18 protein-coding genes are annotated in these 21,363 nt (G+C 41.4%); 14 read left to right on the forward strand and 4 right to left on the reverse strand.

The window, feature by feature from the left end; all coding sequences use genetic code 11:
• Positions 1 to 2,043, reverse strand: a complete 2,043-nt coding sequence (locus AU377_RS10155; protein ID WP_067407618.1) for a hydantoinase/oxoprolinase family protein — start codon at positions 2,041 to 2,043, stop codon at positions 1 to 3.
• 22 nt (positions 2,044 to 2,065) lie between these two features.
• Positions 2,066 to 2,611 (reverse strand): helix-turn-helix domain-containing protein, encoded by a 546-nt coding sequence (locus AU377_RS10160; RefSeq protein WP_067407620.1) that lies wholly within the window; start codon positions 2,609 to 2,611, stop codon positions 2,066 to 2,068.
• 306 nt (positions 2,612 to 2,917) lie between these two features.
• Between AU377_RS10160 and AU377_RS10165 the strand changes: the two genes are divergently transcribed.
• From AU377_RS10165 to AU377_RS10205, 9 genes are all read left to right on the forward strand, one after another.
• Complete coding sequence (locus AU377_RS10165) at positions 2,918 to 3,970, forward strand: fatty acid desaturase (protein WP_067407622.1); 1,053 nt, start codon at positions 2,918 to 2,920, stop codon at positions 3,968 to 3,970.
• A 94-nt stretch (positions 3,971 to 4,064) separates the two neighbouring features.
• Positions 4,065 to 5,192, forward strand: a complete 1,128-nt coding sequence (locus tag AU377_RS10170) for a sensor histidine kinase (RefSeq protein WP_067407624.1) — start codon at positions 4,065 to 4,067, stop codon at positions 5,190 to 5,192.
• Between the two features lie 5 nt (positions 5,193 to 5,197).
• Complete coding sequence (locus tag AU377_RS10175; RefSeq protein WP_067407626.1) at positions 5,198 to 5,803, forward strand: response regulator transcription factor; 606 nt, start codon at positions 5,198 to 5,200, stop codon at positions 5,801 to 5,803.
• A gap of 472 nt (positions 5,804 to 6,275) precedes the next feature.
• The gene (locus AU377_RS10180) at positions 6,276 to 7,589 is read left to right on the forward strand and encodes a D-serine ammonia-lyase (protein ID WP_067407628.1); all 1,314 of its coding nucleotides are present in this window, start codon (positions 6,276 to 6,278) and stop codon (positions 7,587 to 7,589) included.
• Positions 7,590 to 8,582: 993 nt separating this feature from the next.
• Positions 8,583 to 8,987 (forward strand): (deoxy)nucleoside triphosphate pyrophosphohydrolase, encoded by a 405-nt coding sequence (locus AU377_RS10185; protein WP_067407888.1) that lies wholly within the window; start codon positions 8,583 to 8,585, stop codon positions 8,985 to 8,987.
• A gap of 21 nt (positions 8,988 to 9,008) precedes the next feature.
• Complete coding sequence (locus AU377_RS10190; RefSeq protein ID WP_067407629.1) at positions 9,009 to 11,894, forward strand: DUF3427 domain-containing protein; 2,886 nt, start codon at positions 9,009 to 9,011, stop codon at positions 11,892 to 11,894.
• A 228-nt stretch (positions 11,895 to 12,122) separates the two neighbouring features.
• Positions 12,123 to 12,992 carry a DMT family transporter gene (locus AU377_RS10195; RefSeq protein ID WP_067407631.1) on the forward strand — a complete coding sequence of 290 codons (870 nt, stop codon included), beginning with the start codon at positions 12,123 to 12,125 and terminating at the stop codon, positions 12,990 to 12,992.
• A gap of 174 nt (positions 12,993 to 13,166) precedes the next feature.
• Positions 13,167 to 14,087: an HPr(Ser) kinase/phosphatase gene (gene hprK, locus AU377_RS10200; protein WP_067407633.1), complete on the forward strand. Its 921-nt coding sequence runs from the start codon at positions 13,167 to 13,169 to the stop codon at positions 14,085 to 14,087.
• A 195-nt stretch (positions 14,088 to 14,282) separates the two neighbouring features.
• Positions 14,283 to 15,263, forward strand: coding sequence for a ring-cleaving dioxygenase (locus AU377_RS10205; protein ID WP_067407635.1), 981 nt, complete (start codon positions 14,283 to 14,285; stop codon positions 15,261 to 15,263).
• Positions 15,264 to 15,316: 53 nt separating this feature from the next.
• Here the strand turns inward: AU377_RS10205 and AU377_RS10210 are convergent, their stop codons facing one another.
• Positions 15,317 to 15,730, reverse strand: coding sequence for a hypothetical protein (locus AU377_RS10210; protein WP_067407637.1), 414 nt, complete (start codon positions 15,728 to 15,730; stop codon positions 15,317 to 15,319).
• A 153-nt stretch (positions 15,731 to 15,883) separates the two neighbouring features.
• Here AU377_RS10210 and AU377_RS10215 point away from each other — a divergent pair, with 153 nt between their 5' ends.
• From AU377_RS10215 to AU377_RS10235, 5 genes are all read left to right on the forward strand, one after another.
• Entirely contained in the window at positions 15,884 to 17,071 is a 1,188-nt protein-coding gene (locus AU377_RS10215) for a DUF3238 domain-containing protein (protein WP_067407639.1), read from the forward strand.
• Between the two features lie 79 nt (positions 17,072 to 17,150).
• Positions 17,151 to 17,765 (forward strand): alpha/beta hydrolase, encoded by a 615-nt coding sequence (locus tag AU377_RS10220; protein ID WP_067407641.1) that lies wholly within the window; start codon positions 17,151 to 17,153, stop codon positions 17,763 to 17,765.
• 243 nt (positions 17,766 to 18,008) lie between these two features.
• The gene (locus tag AU377_RS10225) at positions 18,009 to 18,716 is read left to right on the forward strand and encodes a DUF5058 family protein (protein ID WP_067407643.1); all 708 of its coding nucleotides are present in this window, start codon (positions 18,009 to 18,011) and stop codon (positions 18,714 to 18,716) included.
• 15 nt (positions 18,717 to 18,731) lie between these two features.
• On the forward strand, positions 18,732 to 19,457 hold the full coding sequence (locus AU377_RS10230; protein ID WP_156450428.1) for a small-conductance mechanosensitive channel: 726 nt from the start codon (positions 18,732 to 18,734) through the stop codon (positions 19,455 to 19,457).
• 45 nt (positions 19,458 to 19,502) lie between these two features.
• Positions 19,503 to 20,690, forward strand: a complete 1,188-nt coding sequence (locus AU377_RS10235; RefSeq protein WP_067407645.1) for a M20 family metallopeptidase — start codon at positions 19,503 to 19,505, stop codon at positions 20,688 to 20,690.
• 119 nt (positions 20,691 to 20,809) lie between these two features.
• Here the strand turns inward: AU377_RS10235 and AU377_RS10240 are convergent, their stop codons facing one another.
• The gene (locus AU377_RS10240) at positions 20,810 to 21,349 is read right to left on the reverse strand and encodes a hypothetical protein (protein WP_067407890.1); all 540 of its coding nucleotides are present in this window, start codon (positions 21,347 to 21,349) and stop codon (positions 20,810 to 20,812) included.
• Between the last annotated feature and the right edge of the window lie 14 nt (positions 21,350 to 21,363).

Below are 21,363 nucleotides of genomic sequence, written 5' to 3' on the forward strand. Positions count from 1 at the left end.
TTATTTCTCCTCCGTTTCAATGATGATATTGCCATAGTCGTCTACATATAATTGTTGACTTTCATAAATGACTGTTACTGCTGCCTTTTCCTCGACGATCGCAGGGCCAGAGATGACAACATTAGCTGGCAATTTTTCACGATCATACACAGGCGTATCTACCCAACCTTTTTGTTCGTAGTAAACGTTTCGATTTTCCTTTTTAGCTTCTTCTATAGATCCGGATCGATTAACTTTTCCGATTGTCACTTTTGGAACTTTACCGAAAGCCGTAACATGCAAGTTAACAATTTCGGTAGGGGAGTCTTCTAATCTGAACGTATAATTCTTTTCATGTAAATTATGGAATTCCTCAATAATTGTTGCCTTATCTGCTTCCGACCAACGACCACTTGGTACAGGAACTTTTACTGTATGTTCTTGTCCTAAATAACGCATATCTGCAAAACGGTGGAATTCAACTTGGTCCGCGGGCATTCCTTCTTGAGCGTAATGATCAAGCGCATGCTGTTCAATTTGTTTCCATTGAGCATCCATTTCTTGCAGTGAAAGCTCATTCACTCTTCTGATATAAGTTTGAATGTAATCATGACGCAAATCAGTCATTAACATGCCCCAAGCAGAGAACACAGGTGATGCAATTGGAACAACAACTTTTTTAACACCAAGCTCAAGTGCTAATGCAGGAGCATGCATCGAACCTCCACCACCGAAGGCTAATAGTGTAAAGTCTTGTGGATTATGACCTTTACGGATGGAAATCAGTTTTAATGCATTTAACATATTTGAGTTGGCAATTCGAATGATGCCGAGTGCAGCTTCTTCAGCTGAAATATCAAAATGATTTCCTATTTTCTCTTGAATGACGTTTCTCACATTCTCTAAGTCAACGTCATAATCGAAGTTTTTGGCTGATAAACGACCTGTTAATAGGTTCGCATCGGTTGTAGTAGGTTCTGTCCCGCCTAATCCGTATGCCACCGGACCAGGCATGGCACCAGCAGATTGTGGTCCTACTTTTAACGATCCGGCACTATCAATCCATGCAATTGAACCGCCACCGTTTCCAATTTCGATAATGTCGACAACTGGGGCTTTAATTGGGTAACCAGCATTACGGCTATCTCTTTCGATATAATAATCCGTTGAAACTTTGACCTCGCCATTTTCAATTAATGAGCATTTAGCCGTCGTTCCTCCAATATCAAATGCAATGATATTTTCTTCACCGATCATCTCTCCAAGGACAGCCGCACCGAAAATACCCGCAACTGGACCAGATTCGACCATATTAATAGGAGCTGCTTTAGCATTTTCAAACTTTGTCGTTCCGCCATTTGACTGCATAATATAACGCTGTTCAATGTCAATTTGCTCGCGAAGTTTATTTTCTAAGTTATTGATATACGTTGTGGCTGCTGGTTGGACATAAGCATTTAAAACTGCCGTATTTGTCCGTTCGTATTCCCTCCACTCTTGCGTAATATCACTTGAAGCTGTTACAAGTACTTCTGGCCATAACTCTTTGATGATAGTAGCTGTTTCTTGTTCGTGCGCAGGATTTACATAAGAGTGCATATAGGAAATTGCAATTGCCTCAACGCCTTCTTTTTTGAAGTACTCTACACATTCTTCTATTTCTGACCTTTGTAATGGAGATAAGACTTCCCCTTTGTAATTTAGCCGCTCATCTACTTCCAGTCGTAAATAGCGCTCTACGAAAGGTTCTGGTTTTTTGTAACGGACATTAAATAGATCAGGTCTATTCCCACGTGCAATTTCTAAAATATCACGGAATCCTTTCGTCGTGATTAAACCGGTCTTTGCGCCTTTACGCTCTGTTAATGCATTGATAATGACTGTCGTACCATGGATAAACATAGATAACTGCGCTTGATCGACACCAGCTTTTTTGAGGACATCTAAAACACCTTTTTCAAAGTGGGGAGGTGTTGTATTACTTTTAGCAATACCGATTTGTCCATTTTCATCAACGTACACTAGGTCTGTAAATGTTCCTCCGATATCTGTTGCAACTCTCATAAAGACACACTCCTTTGAATAGTTAAAAAATTATAGGGGTAGTTACACTAAGAATAACTGTTTCCTTTGACGTTGGATTTTCCCACGCATGTAATATTTCAGATGGAAAATGAATGGTATCCCCAGCATTCATCCGGTGAGGAGTGTCATCTAAATAAAAAATGACTTCCCCTTGAAGAATATAGTAAAATTCCTCGCCAGGGTGGCTATAACTATGTTCTTCTCTCATATTTGGCGGAAGAATCACTTTTATAGGCTCAAGTTTTCGATCATGAAATGAACCTGATAAGCGAGCGTAAATTTGTTGGCCGCCATTCATCTTGAAGTTTTTTTGCTCTTCTCTACGTAATAAATAGTTTTGGTGATTTTTATCTTCTTCAAAAAAGAAAATCATCGAAACGTCTAATGCATCGGCTAATTTCTTTAAAGAAGTAATAGATAAAGATGACGCACCTCTTTCTATCTGGGATAGAAAACTAAGGGACAACCCTGTTTCTTCGCTAAGCTCCTTTAACGTCATTTCTTTTTGGAGACGTAAAGCTTTAATCTTTTTGTGAATATCATCCATAACGATAAACTCCTTGAGAAGTTCTAGTTTTACAGCAATAATTCTGAATACACTATAATTTTTAGCTGTTTTTTGTATTATCACTGTAATGTTTATAAATATAACATAATTAATAACTGAATGGAAGGTAAATTTACAATTATCAGTAAATAAATTAGTGAGAGGAGTTTTGTGAATCGTTTCACAATAAATGACGCTTGTCATTAATTCTTTGTGACATTTGCGCCTACTGCTTTGACTGTATTTATTTTATGATGAACTCAAAAGATGATCGTAGGAAAGACTAACCGATTGAGGGAGGATAAAATGAGTAAAGAAAAAACGAAGCAGCTTCACAAAGATGTTGCACCTTTTGCAAAATCGGATTTGAAAAAAAGTATAAGACAAATGATAAATACGATTCTGCCGTTTCTATTGTTATGGTTTTTGGCTTATCAGAGCCTGTCTATCTCTATTTGGCTGACACTTGGCATTGCCGTTGTCGCGGCAGGATTTGTCGTTCGGACATTTATTATATTTCATGATTGCACGCACGGCTCTTTTTTTAAAAACAAAAAAGCGAATGATACTGTCGGTACGATTACGGGTGTTTTAACATTATTTGCCTATGAAAAATGGAAACGAGAGCATTCAATTCACCACGCAACAAGCTCTAATCTCGACAAAAGAGGCGTTGGAGACATTTGGGTGATGACGATCGATGAATATGTTGCTGCTTCCAAATGGCAACGGTTCATGTACCGCTGTTACCGAAACCCATTGGTCATGTTTGGTCTTGGGCCGCTCTATCTCGTGCTCATTTCAAGCCGCTTTAACCGTAAAGATGCGCGTAAGAAAGAGCGCAACAATACGTATTTAACAAATGTGATTCTTGCAGTTCTTTACACAGGTGTCATTTTCCTTGTCGGATGGCAAGCATTCCTGATCGTTCATGGCACAATTATGTTTGTGGCAGGGTTGCTTGGCATTTGGTTATTCTACATTCAGCATACATTTGAGGATTCTTACTTTGAAGAGGAGTCTGAATGGGATTATGTGAAAGCTGCTGTTGAAGGTAGTTCGTATTATAAATTACCACGTGTCCTTCAATGGGTGACAGGAAATATTGGTTTCCACCACGTGCATCACTTGGCGCCGCGCGTTCCAAATTACAATTTAGAAATGGCGCATGAGTCTACGCCGCCGCTTCACCAAGCAACTACAATCACGATGAAAACAAGCTTGGAATCTCTTCGTTATCGGTTATACGACCCGGCGAATAAAACATTTGTCGCGTTTAAAGAAGTGAAGCCCTTGCTTAGTTCCTCACGTTCTGCAATTAACCTGAAACCTAAGCAAACAAGCTTTGAAGGGGAATAATGTACACAGCCGTCTCGGGTTTATTTAGAGGCGGCTATTTCATTATTCCGCCGTTATTTTGATACAATGGATGAAGTGAAGGACGGTGGCACGTATGCAAAGTTGGTATAGTATTTTCCCGAAAAGTCCATGGTTAAGTATTTACGCATGGGCCATTTTTTGCCTTTTGCCGTTCTTTTTTATTTTCAGGTCATCGTCACCAATCGAAATTGCGGTTGGGATTTCGCTCATCTTGCTATTTTTCCTGTCCTATCGCTTTTCCTTTAAATCGAAAAGCGGGCTCGTTTATATGTGGCTGAGCTTTGAAATGGTCATTAATATTGCGATGACCCTACTTTTTGGCTATGTCTATTTATCGATTTTCACAGCTTCCTTCATCGGGAACATTCGGAGCACAGTCGGCTTTTTCATTATGTACGGCCTACATATTTTCTTTACGATTGGTGCCATTGCTACGGGGTTTTTTATTGAAATCGAATTGTTTTTGCCACAATTTCATTTCATTCTTATATCGGTCATTGGGACGGTTTTGCTGCCGTTTAATTTATATTATCGAAATAAAAGAGAAAACTTGGAAGGGCAGTTAGAATATGCAAGAGAAAGAATTTCTGAATTGATTATCGTTGAAGAACGGGAACGCATTGCGCGTGATTTACATGACACGCTTGGTCAAAAGCTTTCACTAATTGGTTTGAAAAGTGACTTGGCCGGCAAGCTTGTCACGCGAAATCCAGAAAAGGCGATCCGAGAGCTGCAGGACATCCGCCAAACAGCAAGCATTGCATTGAAAGAGGTGCGGGAGCTTGTAACGGATATGCGGGCAACGAAGTTAACAGATGAACTCGTCCGCATTCGACAAATTTTATCGGCCGCGGAAATGGATGTTACGATCGAAGGAGAGCCGGTTTTCACGGATATTCCAACGATTGCTGAAAATGTTTTAAGTATGTGTTTAAAGGAAGCCGTTACAAATGTCGTGAAGCATAGCTTTGGCAATTCTTGTCGTATTACATTTTTTCAAACCCCGGATGAGTATGTGATCACCGTAGCAGATAATGGCATTGGCATTACGCGGAGCGGAGAAACATCGGCGGGAAGCGGTTTGCAAGGAATGCGGGAGCGGCTTGAATTTATTAATGGCAGATTGGATATTGAAAGTGGAAAAGGAACCGTATTAAAAATTCGTGTTCCAGTAATTTTGACACATATTATGAAGAGGTGATGAGAGTGATTCGGATCGTCCTCGCCGAAGATCAAGGAATGATGCTTGGCGCACTTGCGTCCTTACTAGATATGGAAGACGATATGGAAGTCGTCGGCAAAGCAAAAAACGGGGAAGAAGCGGTGAAGCTTGTACATGAACTTGCACCGGATATTTGTATTATGGATATCGAAATGCCTGTGAAAACGGGGCTAGATGCAGCGGAAGCACTCCACGGTGGAGCGTGCAAAATCATTATATTGACGACATTTGCAAGAACTGGCTATTTTGAACGCGCCCGTAAAGCAGGTGTACGGGGATATCTATTAAAAGATAGTCCAATTGAAGAGCTCGTCCATGCGATTCGAATGATTATGGATGGCAGGCGAATGTACGCGCCGGAATTAGTCGATCTCGCATACGAAGACGAAGGTGAAAACCCATTGACGGAGCGGGAAAGTCAAGTGCTTGGGCTCATTGCAGAAGGAAAAACGACGAAGGAAATCGCAGCAGAGCTTTTTTTATCTCCAGGAACTGTACGCAATTATATCTCAATCATTTTGGAAAAACTTGGTGTGGGGAATCGAATCGAAGCCATTTCTTTATTTAAAGAGAAAGGCTGGTTCAGGTGATAAAGACAGGAAGAAGCTGAGTGATGAATGGATTTCATTCATCACTCAGCTTCTTTTGTTAATGGAGTTTTAAAATAATGGAGAACCTAGCGAGGATCGGATCATCTCCTTTTGGGGAATCCCCCATTCAGTATGAGTCTATAGTGGATGCCGCAGAAAATTCAAACACGTATGAATCCCCGGGCCCAAATACGTTATGCCGTATTTGTGTACCAGCAATGAACTCTTCGAAATGATTTCCCATCGACTGTTGGAACGCCTCCTCGAACCGGTGTCGATCCTCCGCAAAATCGTTCGTTGAGTATTGCGGGCAGTTCGATTGTCATCACCACCAGATAGATTCGTTAGTATAATCTATTCGACAATGTAAGAGAGCGTGTGTGTCTTTCCAGGGAATGGTTTCAATAACGGTTGTAAACGGAGACATGTTATAATCTTCTTGCAAGATTCAGAAAAAAGGAGTCGTTTCAAAATGTTAGATCAGAACGAACTAAATAAATGGACAGAAAAACAGCCGCTTATCGGGCAAATGATGGAACGCAAAGAAGTTTTATGGCAAAATCCGGCACTTGAGTCTGCAGTGACGGGGCTTTCTAAGACAGGTGTAACGGTAGCAGACGTACAAGATGCATCGGATCGGCTGAAGCGTTTTGCTTCTTATATTCAACGTGTTTTTCCAGAAACAGGAGCATCGGGCGGCATTATTGAATCCCCGCTTACTGCCATTCCGAATATGAAGGAAGTACTTGAACAAGAATACCGTTTGGATATTCCGGGTGAGCTTTTATTGAAACAAGATAATGCGCTTCCAATCTCCGGATCCATTAAAGCGCGCGGCGGCATATATGAAGTGTTGAAGCATGCGGAAACGCTTGCGATTGAACACGATTTGCTGACAACAGAAGATGATTATGCAAAACTTGCAGATCCACAGTTTCTAGAACTTTTTTCGAAATATAAAATAGCAGTCGGGTCAACAGGGAACTTAGGACTAAGTATTGGTATTATGAGTGCGAAGCTTGGCTTCGACGTAACGGTTCATATGTCCGCAGATGCGAAACAGTGGAAAAAAGATATGTTGCGTGAAAAAGGGGTAACTGTTGTCGAGTATGCCGATGATTACAGTAAGGCGGTTGAAGAAGGCCGTAAACAGGCGGAAGCAGATCCAACTTGTCATTTCATTGACGATGAAAATTCGTTAGATTTATTTTTAGGCTATGCGGTTGCAGGGGAACGCGTAGCGGCTCAGTTGAAAGAACGGGGGACAGTAGTTGACGCGGATCATCCACTTTACGTCTATTTACCTTGCGGCGTCGGCGGAGGTCCGGGCGGCGTGGCATTTGGCCTAAGACAAGCATTCGGTGATCATGTTTATTGCTATTTTGCGGAGCCAACAGATTCCCCGTGTATGATGCTTGGTTTAATGACGGGATTGCATGACAAAATTTCCGTCCATGACTTCGGATTGGATAATCGAACAGCAGCAGACGGACTTGCAGTGGGCACGGCATCGGGGTTTGTTGGGAAAACGGTCGAGCCAATCTTAGCAGGGTGTTATACGATTGCAGATAAAACGATGTTCCGTTTGTTGAAACTCCTTGCCGATTCAGAAGACATTCGCCTGGAGCCATCTGCGCTTGCAGGTATGACAGGTCCAGTGCAGGTGATTCGCGAACAAGCAGAAGGGGCCAATTCTTCTCAAGCCACTCACCTCGTTTGGGCAACAGGCGGCAGTATGGTACCAGAAGCAGAAATGAAAGCTTACTATGAAACAGCAGGGAAATAATTCTCGATATTTCCCGGGAAATCGACAAATAATTGGGAAATAATTGTAGGGAAAGTGAAAAAACCGCAGAAATGCGGTTTTTTTGTTTGAACTGATCTTCGGGAATACATCCGAGTGCCTGTCACCACCACGCCATGAAAAAAGCATTCTTTCAGTCATCCAAAAAATCCTGCAGCAAAGTACAACGGTGCCAGGCACTCGCCAGTTTTACATTAATTTCCCCCCCCATGTATAAAATCTAGCAAACATCCATATACTACTACTAACAGAGACGCGGCACATCTCTGGCCCGCCGAGGGGCACTTTCGACGGAGAGTGGAAAACAATACCGAGCCCAATCCGACTAGGGATTCAACCTAGCAGTGCCGCCCCTGTACCAATCACTCAAAACCCCATATCTCTCAAGTGTTAATGCCTAGACGATGAAGTCTAGGTCTTTTTTTGCGTATAAACATCCGAGTGCCTGTCACTACAACATCTGTAAATAGTGGTTTTCGAGTAATAGTAAAAACCATTAGCTGAAGCAACGGTGACGGGCACTCGTGAATTCTAGTTAAGAAGTTTGTTCATAAGCTACTAAAGTGACTCCTAATTTTTTCTCCAGTTCTTTCAAATCCGCTAATTGCTCCGTATTCAAATTTGCCACTTGTACATTTTCCAAAGCCAATTTCATCATTCCTTTCTGTTTGTTTTAGTGTGGCCTGTGCAGGGAAGGAATATGCTTTTTGATGAATAGGGAAGAAATAGGGAATGAATAAGCCAGATTGAGTTAAGGTTTGATTGCAATTCTGTATACATCCGAGTGCCTGTCACCATAATACTATAAAACCTAATAACCAAAAGTAACGGTGACAGGCACTCGTGAATTTAGGGCGGTAAAGTGTATTGATGAACGGCATGGTTATTGATAATTAGTAGGGAGTATTAGATAATGTTTGAAAACAGACAATTTCGAACAGGTATTGATATAAGCAGAAAGAAAAGGTGAGGAAAATTAAAAAAACAGTACATGTTGTAGGTGCAATTATTGAAAATGAAAACGGGGAAATTCTATGCGCATTACGGGGACCTGACATGGTGCTCCCTAATTACTGGGAATTTCCAGGTGGGAAAATAGAAAATGGCGAGTCAAAAGAAGAAGCACTAAGTAGAGAAATTCAAGAAGAATTAGGATGTGTGATTGAAGTTTTTAATCAGGTTGATGATACAATCTACGAATATGAGCAAGTGATCGTTCGATTAGAAACATTTATGGCGAAAATTGTTTCAGGGGAACCGAAAGCTTCGGAACATGCAGAAATTAAGTGGGTATCCAGGAAAGAACTATCATCATTAAACTGGGCACCAGCAGATATACCGGCAATCCACAAGTTAGTAAATGCCGTATCTGAAAAATAATACTATGCGGCGGTGGTAGTGATGGAGGCTTTTATTAAAAATCTAGAAGTTTCTTTGCACGAAGGGTTTATTGACAAATCAGTACATAAATCAGGCAGCTTTAAGCCAGAACTCCTCGTTAATAATGGAAAAGCAAACGTCAATGTATTGAACGCACTTCAGGAAGAACTTCAAACAAGTGAGGACTTTTTATTTTCTGTAGCTTTTATTACTGAAAGTGGTTTGGCGACACTAAAATCTTTACTATTGGACTTGAAAGAAAAAGGTGTAAAAGGTCGGATCCTAACGTCTACCTATTTATACTTTAATCAGCCAAAAGTATTTAAAGAGCTGTTGAAGTTAACGAATGTGGAAGTACGATTAACATCTTTAGAAGGTTTTCATTCGAAAGGATATATATTCAAACAAAAAACACATTATTCGTTGATTGTTGGAAGTTCTAATTTAACGGCGCATGCTTTGAAAGTGAATTATGAGTGGAATGTAAAATTGACTTCGCATGAGAATGGTGACATTGTTCATCATTTTAAAAATCAATTTGAAGAGGTATGGCTTGGTTCGGAAAGGCTTACAGAACAATGGATTGAAAACTATGAAATTGAATATGCTCAAAATGCAACTGTTAATGCGGCAGAGCAAATAGTTGAACTGCCTTCCAATGATTATCGTATAAACGCCATTGAAGAATCCCTTAAAATCGTTCCAAATAAAATGCAACAGGCCGCGCTCAAGCAAATTCAAGCGATTAGGGATGAAGGAAAAGAGAAAGGGCTTGTCATTTCCGCGACGGGGACTGGAAAAACCTATTTATCTGCTTTTGACGTTAGGAACTTTGCGCCAAAGCGAATGTTGTTTATCGTACATCGTGAACAAATATTAAATAAGGCGAAAGAAGACTTTCAAAAGGTGCTCGGCGGAATTGAACATGAGTTTGGAACTTTTGTTGGAACGAGTAGACAAATAGAAAAGAAATATATGTTTGCTAGTATTCAAACATTATCTAAGCCTGAAAATCTGGAGCTCTTTGACCCAACGGATTTTGATTATATTTTAATAGATGAAGTTCATAAAGCGGGGGCGGCCTCTTATTTACGGGTAATCGATTATTTTAAACCTAAATTTTTTATGGGCATGACGGCAACGCCAGAACGAACAGACGACTTTAATATTTACGAGTTGTTTGATTATAATATCGCTTATGAAATTCGTTTACAGGAAGCGCTAGAAGAAGACATGCTTTGTCCATTTCATTATTTTGGTGTAACAGATCTCGAAATCGATGGAAAAGCGGTCGATGATACAGCGGTTTTTTCACATCTTGTAACAGAAGAACGGGTATCGCATATTATCGAAAAGATTGATTACTACGGATTTTCTGGTAAGGAAGTCAAAGGGTTGATGTTTTGTAGTAGAAAGACCGAGGCGATCGAATTATCGGCTGCATTCAATCAAAGAGGATTACGAACCGTTGCGCTAACGGGTGAAGATTCCCCTGAAGAAAGAGAACGCCAAGTTACTCGCTTGGAAAATGGATATTTGGATTATATTTTAACCGTCGATATCTTTAACGAAGGGATTGACATCCCCTGTATTAATCAAGTCGTCATGCTTAGGCAAACACAATCCAGCATCATTTTTATTCAACAACTTGGCCGTGGCTTACGAAAACATGGCTCAAAAGAATATGTAACGATCATTGATTTTATCGGTAACTACAATAATAATTATTTAATTCCAATAGCTCTTTCCGGCGACCAGTCAATGAATAAAGACAATGTTCGTAGACATACAAAAGATACAAGTTATATTAAAGGTGTTTCTACTGTGAATTTCGAGGAAATCGCGAAAAAGCGTATTTTCAGTTCAATTAGCAGTAGTAATCTTACGACGTTAAAAATATTACGGGATGCCTATACGCAATTGAAAAACAAAATCGGTCGTGTTCCTTATTTAATTGATTTTATTGAGCAACGTTCCATCGACCCTAACGTTATTGTGGAGAAACATACCAACTACTATCAGTTTTTATTAAAAATGAAAGAAGAAGTGCCTGTCCTTACGGCATATGAAGAAAAGGTTTTGACGATGCTTTCGTTAGAAGTGTTAAATGGCAAACGTTTGCATGAAGTTATATTACTGGAAATGTTGTTAGAACAAGAGGTTGTCTCACTCGATGAATTTATTCAGCGCCTTAGGGCAAGTGGCTGTCGAACTGATGAGGCAACGATTGCATCTGTAAACCGAGTACTTAATTTGTCTTTTTTCACACAAAGTGTTCAAAAGAAGTATGGAGAAAAACCAGTTGTGATTTTTAATGAAAAGCATGGTTATTCGTTTGATGAAATGATTCAAAAAAGTTTAGTGAACAGTTCCCACTTTGTCATTTTGTTGAAAGATATCATTGGAAGTGCAAAGATAAAATCGAAATCTTATACGTGTAGTCAAGCCTTCACACTTTATGGAAAGTATTCGAGAAAAGATGCATGTAAACTATTGAATTGGGACAGTGATGAAAGTTCAACGGTCTATGGATACAAATCGAAACATGGATCTTGCCCCATTTTCGTTACTTATCATAAACACGACAATGTTGAGTCGAGTATTGACTATGGCGACGAATTTATAAACGCGGGACTCTTTAAATGGTATACAAGAAGCAATCGGACAATTCAATCGCAGGAAGTTCAAAAAATCATTCATTCAGACGAAAACGATATCGACGTCCATATTTTTGTGAAAAAAGATGACGATGAAGGAACAGATTTTTATTATCTTGGTAAGGGGGAACCGGACAAGTTAAGTGTTCAAGAGGATCGTATGGCAGATAGTAAACCGGTCGTTCATATGAATATGGTAATGGAGCAGGCCGTGGAGAAGAAGCTTTATCACTATTTGATTGAAGCGTAATCGTGTTGACACGGGTGCCAGGCACAGCCACAATTCGCGAAGGGACGCGAATGGATGTCTATGCCTGGCACCCTAGAATTCTCAAGAATAACAGTATGTGTAGAAGAAAAGCAGTAGCCTTCAAATCTTTATTGAAGGACGGCTACTGCTTTTTCATATGAAAAATGATATCGACACGGGTGTTTTCTTGGCAAGAGGAACGGAAGTTAAGCAAAGGAGGTGATCCGCATGAAAAGAGTTCCAATACTACAAATGACACTAGCAATGGCAATCTTCGGATCGATTGGGTTCTTCACGGTACAAACCGGAATTCCCGCGGCTGAACTCGTTTTCGTCCGGTGTATTTGTGCCACGCTTTTTTTAGGGTTTTGTTGGCTCATCACTGGTGGGCATAAGATAGAAATTTGGAGAAAGCGGGAAGTTGTACAAACGATTATTTGTGGCGTGTTTTTAGTACTGAACTGGGTGTTTTTGTTCAAGGCATTCGAAGAAATGTCCATTACGGTTGCCATTACGCTTTATAATTTAGCACCGATTTTTGTATTGATTATCGGCAGTTTATTTTTAAAAGAGAAAATGACACTGACAGCATTGCTGGCGATTGTCACTTGTTTTCTAGGAAGTGTATTCATTATTGGAATCCAGAACTTTACCTCTTTATCACAATTTGTCGGTTCGGGTTTTGGTTGGGCGATTCTCTCGGCTATCTGTTATGCCATGACAATGCTCATTGGAAAAGGGATAAAAGAGATTAGTGCGTATGCGATGACGTTTGTTCAAACGACTGTTGGGATTGTTATGTTATTCCCGTTTATGAATTTCACAGTATTCAACGGCTTAAGTGATTCGAATTGGTGGTACATCATTGGGACAGGCCTCATACATACTGGATTTGTCTATTATTTATTTTTCAATAGTCTTCGGCAATTACCGACGGTTGTGATTTCCGCGTTAGTGTTTGTGGACCCGGTTGTTGCCATTCTACTGGATATGCTTATTTTAGATTTTCAACCATCTATGTACCAAACAGTTGGTATCTTGCTCGTTTTCGGCGGAATTATCTATACAATCGTGAAGCAAGAAAAAATAAGTGTCTAGTTCCAGAACAATTGCTAAATACTTGAGTCATATGAGTGGTCTAAAGGTTCTTCTAAAAAACGTCACTTCTGTCACTTGATTTGGACACAAATTGTTAAATTCTTTTCCGGTAAAATAGAGGTACGATGAGTACATGCATCAAACAAGGATCGTAGAACAATTGGGGGATTGTATATGAAGACCGTGACGATAGAAGAGATTGTGAAGAAGTTTTCGCTAGAAGTATTGAGTGGACATGACCACTTGCACTGTGTGCTTAAAAAAAGAAAAGTGCGGCGGCCGGGGTTGGAGTTCATGGATTACTTCGATTTTATCGAAAGAGAGCATGTGCAAATCCTTGGTAAAAGCGAAGTACAATATCTTCACATGCTGCCAAATGAAGAGTGTAAGCTGCGAATTGGCAATCTTGTTCAATATGCGCCGCCTTGTATTATCATTACGTGGGGGCAAAAGGAACCTTTAGGGTTGACCCAATACTGTGCGGAAAAAAAGATACCTGTGTTGCGTACATCTAAATCTACGAGTGAACTGATCGGAAAATTGGATGCGTATGTTGTGAAAGCGATGGCGCCGGAAATTGCGATACACGGCGTTTGTATGAATGTCGCGGGGATTGGCATTTTACTGCGCGGTAAGTCCGGTGTCGGGAAAAGTGAAACGGCTCATGCGCTCATTCGACGCGGACACCGCTTAGTAGCTGACGATATTGTTGTGTTAAGGCAGCTAAGTCCGCAAACAATACTTGGTACTTGTGATGAAAAAAATAAAGAATTTCTTGCTCTTCGCAGTATCGGCTTGTTAAATGTCGTCCGTCTTTACGGAAGAGCTGCCTTTAAGCAGGAGACACGGATTACGCTCGATATTGAATTGACGAAGTGGGGTGAAAATGAGCTGAACAATGAGCTGGAGACGGAAGCAAAGTTTGTCGACTACATGGGCGTGCAGGTTCCGCATATTAAAATTCAGCTCCAGCCAGGACGTGACATCGCGGGATTGATCGAAGCGGCAGCGAATAACTGGTATCTCAAAGATGAAGGATACAGCGCCGCGGAGGAGTTTATCAAACGACTTGAATCAGAATTCCGAGAGAACTAACGAATCACTGGAAGAGTGGTTAGTCCAGACATAATAGAAGTAACCGTCAAAACTTATCAGTCGAGGACGGTTACTTCTTTTTGTTTGCGGCAAAGTAAATAGGATCAGGTAGATTTTCGAAAATCTTGACATTGGTTTTTAGTTGTAATAAAATTATCTTGAATTCGAGATAAAAATCCAAGGAGGGTGAAGGAAATGACAACTCAGTTAAAAGGTCTTCACCACGTTACTGCCATTACGAGCAGTGCGGAGGAAAATTATAAATTTTTTACAAATGTATTGGGAATGCGTCTAGTAAAAAAGACGGTCAACCAAGACGATATTCAAACGTATCACTTATTTTTTGCAGATGACGTGGGTAGCGCTGGGACAGACATGACATTTTTCGATTTCCCGGGTATTCCAAAAGGGACACATGGAACAAATGAAATTTACCGTACGGCGTTCCGTGTGCCGACAGATGCAGCACTCGATTATTGGGTGAAACGTTTTGATCGATTAGACGTGAAACATGAGGGCATTCAAGAACAATTTGGTGTAAAAGTATTGTCTTTCGTTGATTTTGACGATCAATACTATCAGCTCATATCGGATGAAAATAACAAAGGTATTGCATCCGGCACGCCATGGCAAAAAGGTCCAATTCCTTTAGAATATGCGATTACGGGGTTAGGTCCGATTCATATTCGCATCGCCGACTTTGCGTATATGAAAGAAGTGTTGGAAAAAGTATTCTTGTTCAATGAAATCGCACAAGAAGGAGACCTTCATCTATTTGACATGGGAGAAGGCGGGAATGGTGCACAAGTCATTATTGAAGAAAATACAACGCTTCCACCGGGACGCCAAGGTTTTGGTACTGTACACCATGCTGCATTCCGCGTAGAGGACAAAGCAGTGTTGGAGGAATGGATTGAGCGATTTGATCAGATCGGACTTCGTTCATCCGGATTTGTCGATCGTTTCTTCTTCAAATCCACTTACACACGCGTGGCACCTGGCATTCTATTTGAATTGGCGACGGATGGACCGGGCTTTATGGGTGATGAACCCTACGAAACATTAGGTGAAAAGTTATCACTGCCGCCATTTTTAGAGCCACAGCGGGAGCAAATTGAAAAGTTGGTCAGACCCATTGACACAGTGCGCAGTACAAAAGAATTTACGAAAGAATAATCAAAAGACCTTTCATCTTGTGACAAATAGATGAAAGGTCTTTTACTGTTAATTCATCTTTTAGAACCCCAAAACAATCCCATCACGAGTGACAAACCGGCTGCGATCGGAAGGATACGGGATAACCCAAATTCAAAAAGCCAAAGCGGTAAGGGAAAATGGATTGTTGTAGTGGAAAGGGAAAATACGACTGGTGGATAAAAGGTAATCAGGAGACAAGGTAAAGTGATCAACAGCAAGGTCGGCCAGTTCGGGCGAAATGTCCAATCCTTGACACAAAGAAGTGAAAGATAAAGCCCGGCTGCGAAAGGTACAATGGTTTCGAACCAAACTTTTGCTGCCATATTAAACGTTCTGGCAGTTTGTTCCGCGACCACTTGCCCAAAATGTGAAAATGCAAAAAGGATTATCACCAATCCAACCATCCATAAAATCGGCCAAAGCCATTTCATCCAAGAACGATCCATTGCCATCCTTCCCTTCATTAAAAATTTCGAATCCCACCTTTTATGTATACAATTCGACAAACTATAAAATGTTTCCTCTTTCCATTCATAAAGGGGTTTAGTCCCGTGCAATTTGCCCCAAACTTTGAATTAAAAAAGGGGGTGTCATTCAATATGAATTTTGAAATTCAATCCGTCACGCATGAACATGATGCCATTTCATTTATGTGGAATGATCGAGGCGGCCTCTATAAAGTATATAAAGATGGGATGCCTATTTATGAAGGAACTGTTCCCGAATGCAGTGACGGCGATCTCAAGCATGCCAAAATGTATACGTATACGATCGAGCGCATTGAAGAAGGGCAAGTCGTGGACGTCATTGCGATGCAAACATCTGCATTTGCACAATTAAAAAGTAAAGAAAATCCTCTGCAACAACTTGTTTTTACAGCTATCGTGGCCAAAACACAAATCGCCTTATCGTGGGAACTATTAAAAGATGTGCATGAATACGATGTGTATCGAAATGGGCGATTTATAGAAACAGTACGTGGAAACAGCTACATAGACCGAAATTTCTCGTTGGATGAAACATACCGATATGCCATCCAATGCAAGCGCCCGCTTATTAAATCCGAAGAGTTATTTAATGTGAGCAAGTCCTTCGTTTCAAGCATTTTTGACCGACTGAATCGGAAAGGTTCGAAAAGCGCAGCCGAAGAAGGGTTTGTCTTGGTTAAACAGATTGGAAAGCCGAAAAATTTACTGCAGCCTGCAATGGAAAAAGAGCGGAATAAAATCGACCGCTGGAAGTTTAGATATACAACATTTCTATCCGACGACTGGGTGGCGAACCCTAACTTTCTTTCCCTCAATCGTTATTTTAAAGGAGACGGCAGGGACTTTGATGCGAACAGTGAAAACTTTAGGACACGCGTAGGAATTGACCTCGCTTACGATGTAGAACGATCTCCGATGACATTTACAAAAAAGATTGGTCCTTCAATTGCTTACAGTCATTTCCACCAGTTTCGGGAAAAAGCGACAGCCCCCCTTGATGGCATTCAACTAGAAAGAATGGATCATAAAGAAGGGGAATCCGGCTTTCATCTCGTTCACCGTGTCGGGAATCCGTTAACAACCGCACCGAGTATCGATTATGAAATGCGCGTGATTCTGAGGCAAGACGGTACTTTTGATATGACAGGTTTTCACGATGCTGCCCCCCATCATGAAATGTACGTGATGCGTGAGGAGGATCCCGATTGGGTGCCGGTTTACTTGGCAGAAAGTAAAGGGCTCGCTTGGTTATCGCGTGTCGTTTCTCGACAATATTGGCGCTGCTCGAATTTTGAGTGAGGTTTTTGACAGTAGGAAGTGCACTTGTTATAATTACCTTGAATTCGAGATAGTGGAAAATGACTGGGGGATATTTATAATGAAACATCTATTTAAACAAGGGAGCAATCCAGCCAAACCAGTTTTGCTGCTTCTTCATGGTACAGGTGGGACAGAGCAAGACTTGCTACCGCTCGCTGAAATGATTGACCCGGAAGCATCCGTATTAAGTGTACGCGGTAACGTACTGGAAAATGGCATGCCGCGTTTTTTCCGCAGATTGGCGATGGGTGTTTTTGATGAGGAGGACTTAATTTTCCGTACGAAGGAATTGCATCAGTTTTTAGGTGAGGCCGCAGAAAAATATGAATTTGATCGTTCAAATATCATTGCGATTGGCTATTCAAATGGGGCGAATATCGCAGCAAGTCTTTTATTCCATTATGCGGACAGTTTAAAAGGCGCGATTCTTCATCATCCAATGGTGCCGAGACGCGGTATCGCATTACCGAACCTAGGAAGTACGGAGGTTTTCATTGCGGCAGGGAAAAACGATCCGATGTGTCCGCCGGAAGAATCAGAGGAGTTGGACGAACTGCTCACAAATGCGGGTGCCAAAACGGCCGTTCATTGGGAAATGAATGGACATTCGCTAACACGCACAGAAGTGGAAGCGGCAGCGAAGTGGTACCGTGAAGCATTTGAAAATCAATGATAGAAATATGTTTGTGAAATGAATGACGCCAGGCTATTCGTAGCTTGGTGTTTTTTTATTTTGAAAGCTAAAAGAAAAGTTTCGCTACATATTGATGGAAATAAATCGAATTTAAGAGATTAAATCATACATATCGCCTAAAAACACGAACATTCAAAGTTTACTATTGTAAAACGTACGGATTTTTTGTATAGTAGGTACATTCAAAAGTCGAAAAACATTTCAAGAAAAGGAGAGACAGCGATGAAACAAGCAATGGAGTTGGCGAACAGTCCTGTCATTTGGGTTTTTGCAGCACTTGTAGTCGTGATCGTCATTTTTCAAGCGATTGTTTTTATTCGAATCGCTTCACAAGCAGCGCCGGCTGTCGGTATGAATAAAAAGGAAGTAGGTGCCGCGGTTCGGGCTGGGGCGATTAGTGCGTTAGGACCTTCCTTTGCGATTATCGTCGTTGCCATTTCTTTAATTACACTCATTGGGGATCCCGTAACATTGATGCGGATTGGGATCGTTGGATCAGCACCTATCGAAACAGTCGGTGCAAGTTTAGGTTCACAAGCGGTCGGCGTCGATTTAGGATCACCCAAATTCAATGAAATTGCATTTACGAATGCGGTATGGGTAATGTGCCTTGGCGGCATGGGGTGGTTATTATTTGTCGCCTTATTTACGAAGTCACTTGACAAAATACAAACAAAAGTTGCCCGCAAAGGAAATAATGTCACACTTTTAAAAGCTGTTTCTACTGCAGCGATGATTGGTGCGTTCAGTTTTCTTGGCGGCAGTGAAATGATTAAAGGTGTAACTGAATCGATCGTTTTAATAGCTGCATTCCTTGTCATGCCAATTATTATTATGTTATCGAAAAAGTTGAATGCAAGCTGGCTGCGGGAATGGTCATTGGGATTGGTTATTCTCGTTGGATTGTCAGTTGGTTACTTGTTATCTTAAGGAGGTTGGGACTAAATGACAATTAGCAAAGAAATGAATACAGCTACGCAGCAGGTATCTTATACAGAAACAACCACACAAGCCATTGGTTTTGAAACATTTCACACGAAATCTCATTTTTGGGGTCGGTTAACCATTTGGTCGGTTATCCTTTTGACGATTTCGCTTCCGTTATATCTTTCGTTTGGCCTCGGTTATCATCCAGGGTGGTCTGCGATTTTGACAGGATTTTCAGCGTATGCGGCGATTGTGGCGGTCGTCTGGTTTATTGAGCCGATTAGCTATTATCCGGTATTAGGTGTATCCGGTACGTATTTAGCATTTTTAACGGGAAATATCGGCAGTATGTGTTTACCAAGTGCTTCGATTGCACAAAGTGTAGTGGGAGCGGAACCTGGCACGAAAAAAGGTGAAATTACTGCGACACTCGCGATTTCGGCGGCGTCCATTGTGAATACGACGATGCTGTTGTTTGTCATTGTGGGTGGCTCTTACTTTTTAACACTTCTGCCGGAGTCACTGACATCTACATTCCGATTTGTCCTGCCAGCCATTTTCGGGGGCGTCATCGCCCAATTTGCCATGCAAAAGCCGATGTGGGGTGTCATCGGAATCGCATTTGGATTGTTCGTGAATTTGGGACCTGTGCCGCGTTCATTACAAACCTTTTTATGCATTTTGGGAACAGTGATCGTCTGTTTATTACTGGATAAAATGAAAAAGACTAAGGAAACGGCTTAAAGGGAATGCAAAGGATGAACGAACAAACAAAGGGAGTTGAATAGATTGAAACAACAATTAATGGGCATGCTTGAAAGCCGTAAAGATGAAATGATTGCGATTCGAAGACATTTGCATGAAAACCCGGAGTTATCTTTTCAGGAGCAGGAAACGGCACAATATATTGCCGATTTTTATCAAGGAAAAGACGTGGAGCTGCATACAAATGTGGGGAACGGTTACGGTATCATTGTGACGATTAAAGGCGGCAAGCCGGGTAAAACGATTGGTCTTCGCGCTGATTTTGATGCGCTGCCGATTCATGAAGAAACGGATGTGCCATTTAAGTCGAAAAACGAAGGGGTCATGCATGCATGCGGTCATGATGGCCATACCGCCTACATGCTGATTTTGGCGGATTGCTTGATCCAGTTGAAAGATTCCATCGCTGGAACGATTAAAATCATTCACCAGCATGCGGAAGAAACACCTCCAGGCGGTGCGAAAAGCATTGTCGAGTCAGGTCTTTTAGATGACTTGGATTATGTGTTTGGGACACATTTATTCCCGACACATCCAGTCGGAACGATCGGTTACCGCAGCGGCTTTGCCATGGCAGGCAGAACGTATTTCAAACTCGTCATTCAAGGGAAAGGCGGACACGGTTCGTCGCCGCACCAAGCGAATGATCCAATTGTTGCGGGCGCGCATTTTGTCACAGCCATTCAAACAATCGTCAGCCGCCGCTTGAATCCATTCGAAATGGGTGTTGTCACGATCGGTTCTTTTGACGGGAAAGGATCCTTCAATGTCATTAAAGACAGCATTACAATTGAAGGGGACGTCCGCTACATGACGGAAGGGACGCAAAAGATTATTGAACAAGAAGTCCGCAGAATCGTTGATGGCATTGGTGTTGAGTTCGATGTTCATTGTGAGCTGACCTACACAGCTGACTATCCGCCACTTTACAATGATCCAGAGGTCACTGAGAATGTCGTGTCTATTTTAGAAAATGCGGACAATCCAGCTATCAAGGAAGTCATCGAGTTCCCAATGTTCTCGGGATCCGAAGACTTTGCTTACTACTTGGAGAAAGTCCCAGGGCTGTTCTACAATATTGGGTGCAAACCAAAAGGCGTAGAAAGAGCTTATATGAACCATCACCCGAAATTTGATATTGATGAAGATGCGTTGCTTGTCTCAGCGAAATCAGTTGCTGAAGTGGTATGCGGTTATTGTGAAGTAGAATAATAGTGAAATGACAAGAGCCGACCTGGAGAGGGTCGGTTTTTTGTTTATTTTTATCGGTGTTCATCTTCCTTGCAACATATAAAAAAGCTAATCCATACAGATCCGCTCTTTAAAAACAATTACCTGGGCTTCTCCGCTCGTGGCCAGATGAAATAAGAGAGCGAAATCGCAAAGTCGATGCCAAGTACAAGCGCCCAAACTTGTAGCATGCTTTGCAATGTTTCGGTTCGTGTAGGATCATTGATCAAATAAATCATTGTAACAAGAAAGCCGACACCAATCACAAACGCCACTAAATGTTTTAAAGAGCCTTTCAAAGAATGGCGGGCATATTCATAGCCGGATTTCCAGCGGGGCTGCGGGCCTTTCTGAAAGTAATAAAGAAAACGTTCATCCGCCCATTGAATCATACTTTTTCCAAAGACCACCGAAATGCCAAGATAGACAGCGGCAATTGCATGTACTTGCGTGGCTGTTGCTCCATTCGTAAGATCTACGGCAGTAACAATTAGTAAGATCAGATCCAGAATAGGTGTAAGCGCAAGAAAGAAAAAGCCCAGTCGTTTATTTTTGAAGAAGTAGCGGGTAATGAGCCCAAGCGCAATCACGACCCAAAAACCAATTTCGCATGCGATAATCGTCCAGATAATGATATTGATCATGCTCACCTCTT

The sequence above is a fragment of the Sporosarcina sp. HYO08 genome, from assembly GCF_001563475.1.
In the GTDB taxonomy this organism is placed as follows: Bacteria; Bacillota; Bacilli; order Bacillales_A; family Planococcaceae; genus Sporosarcina.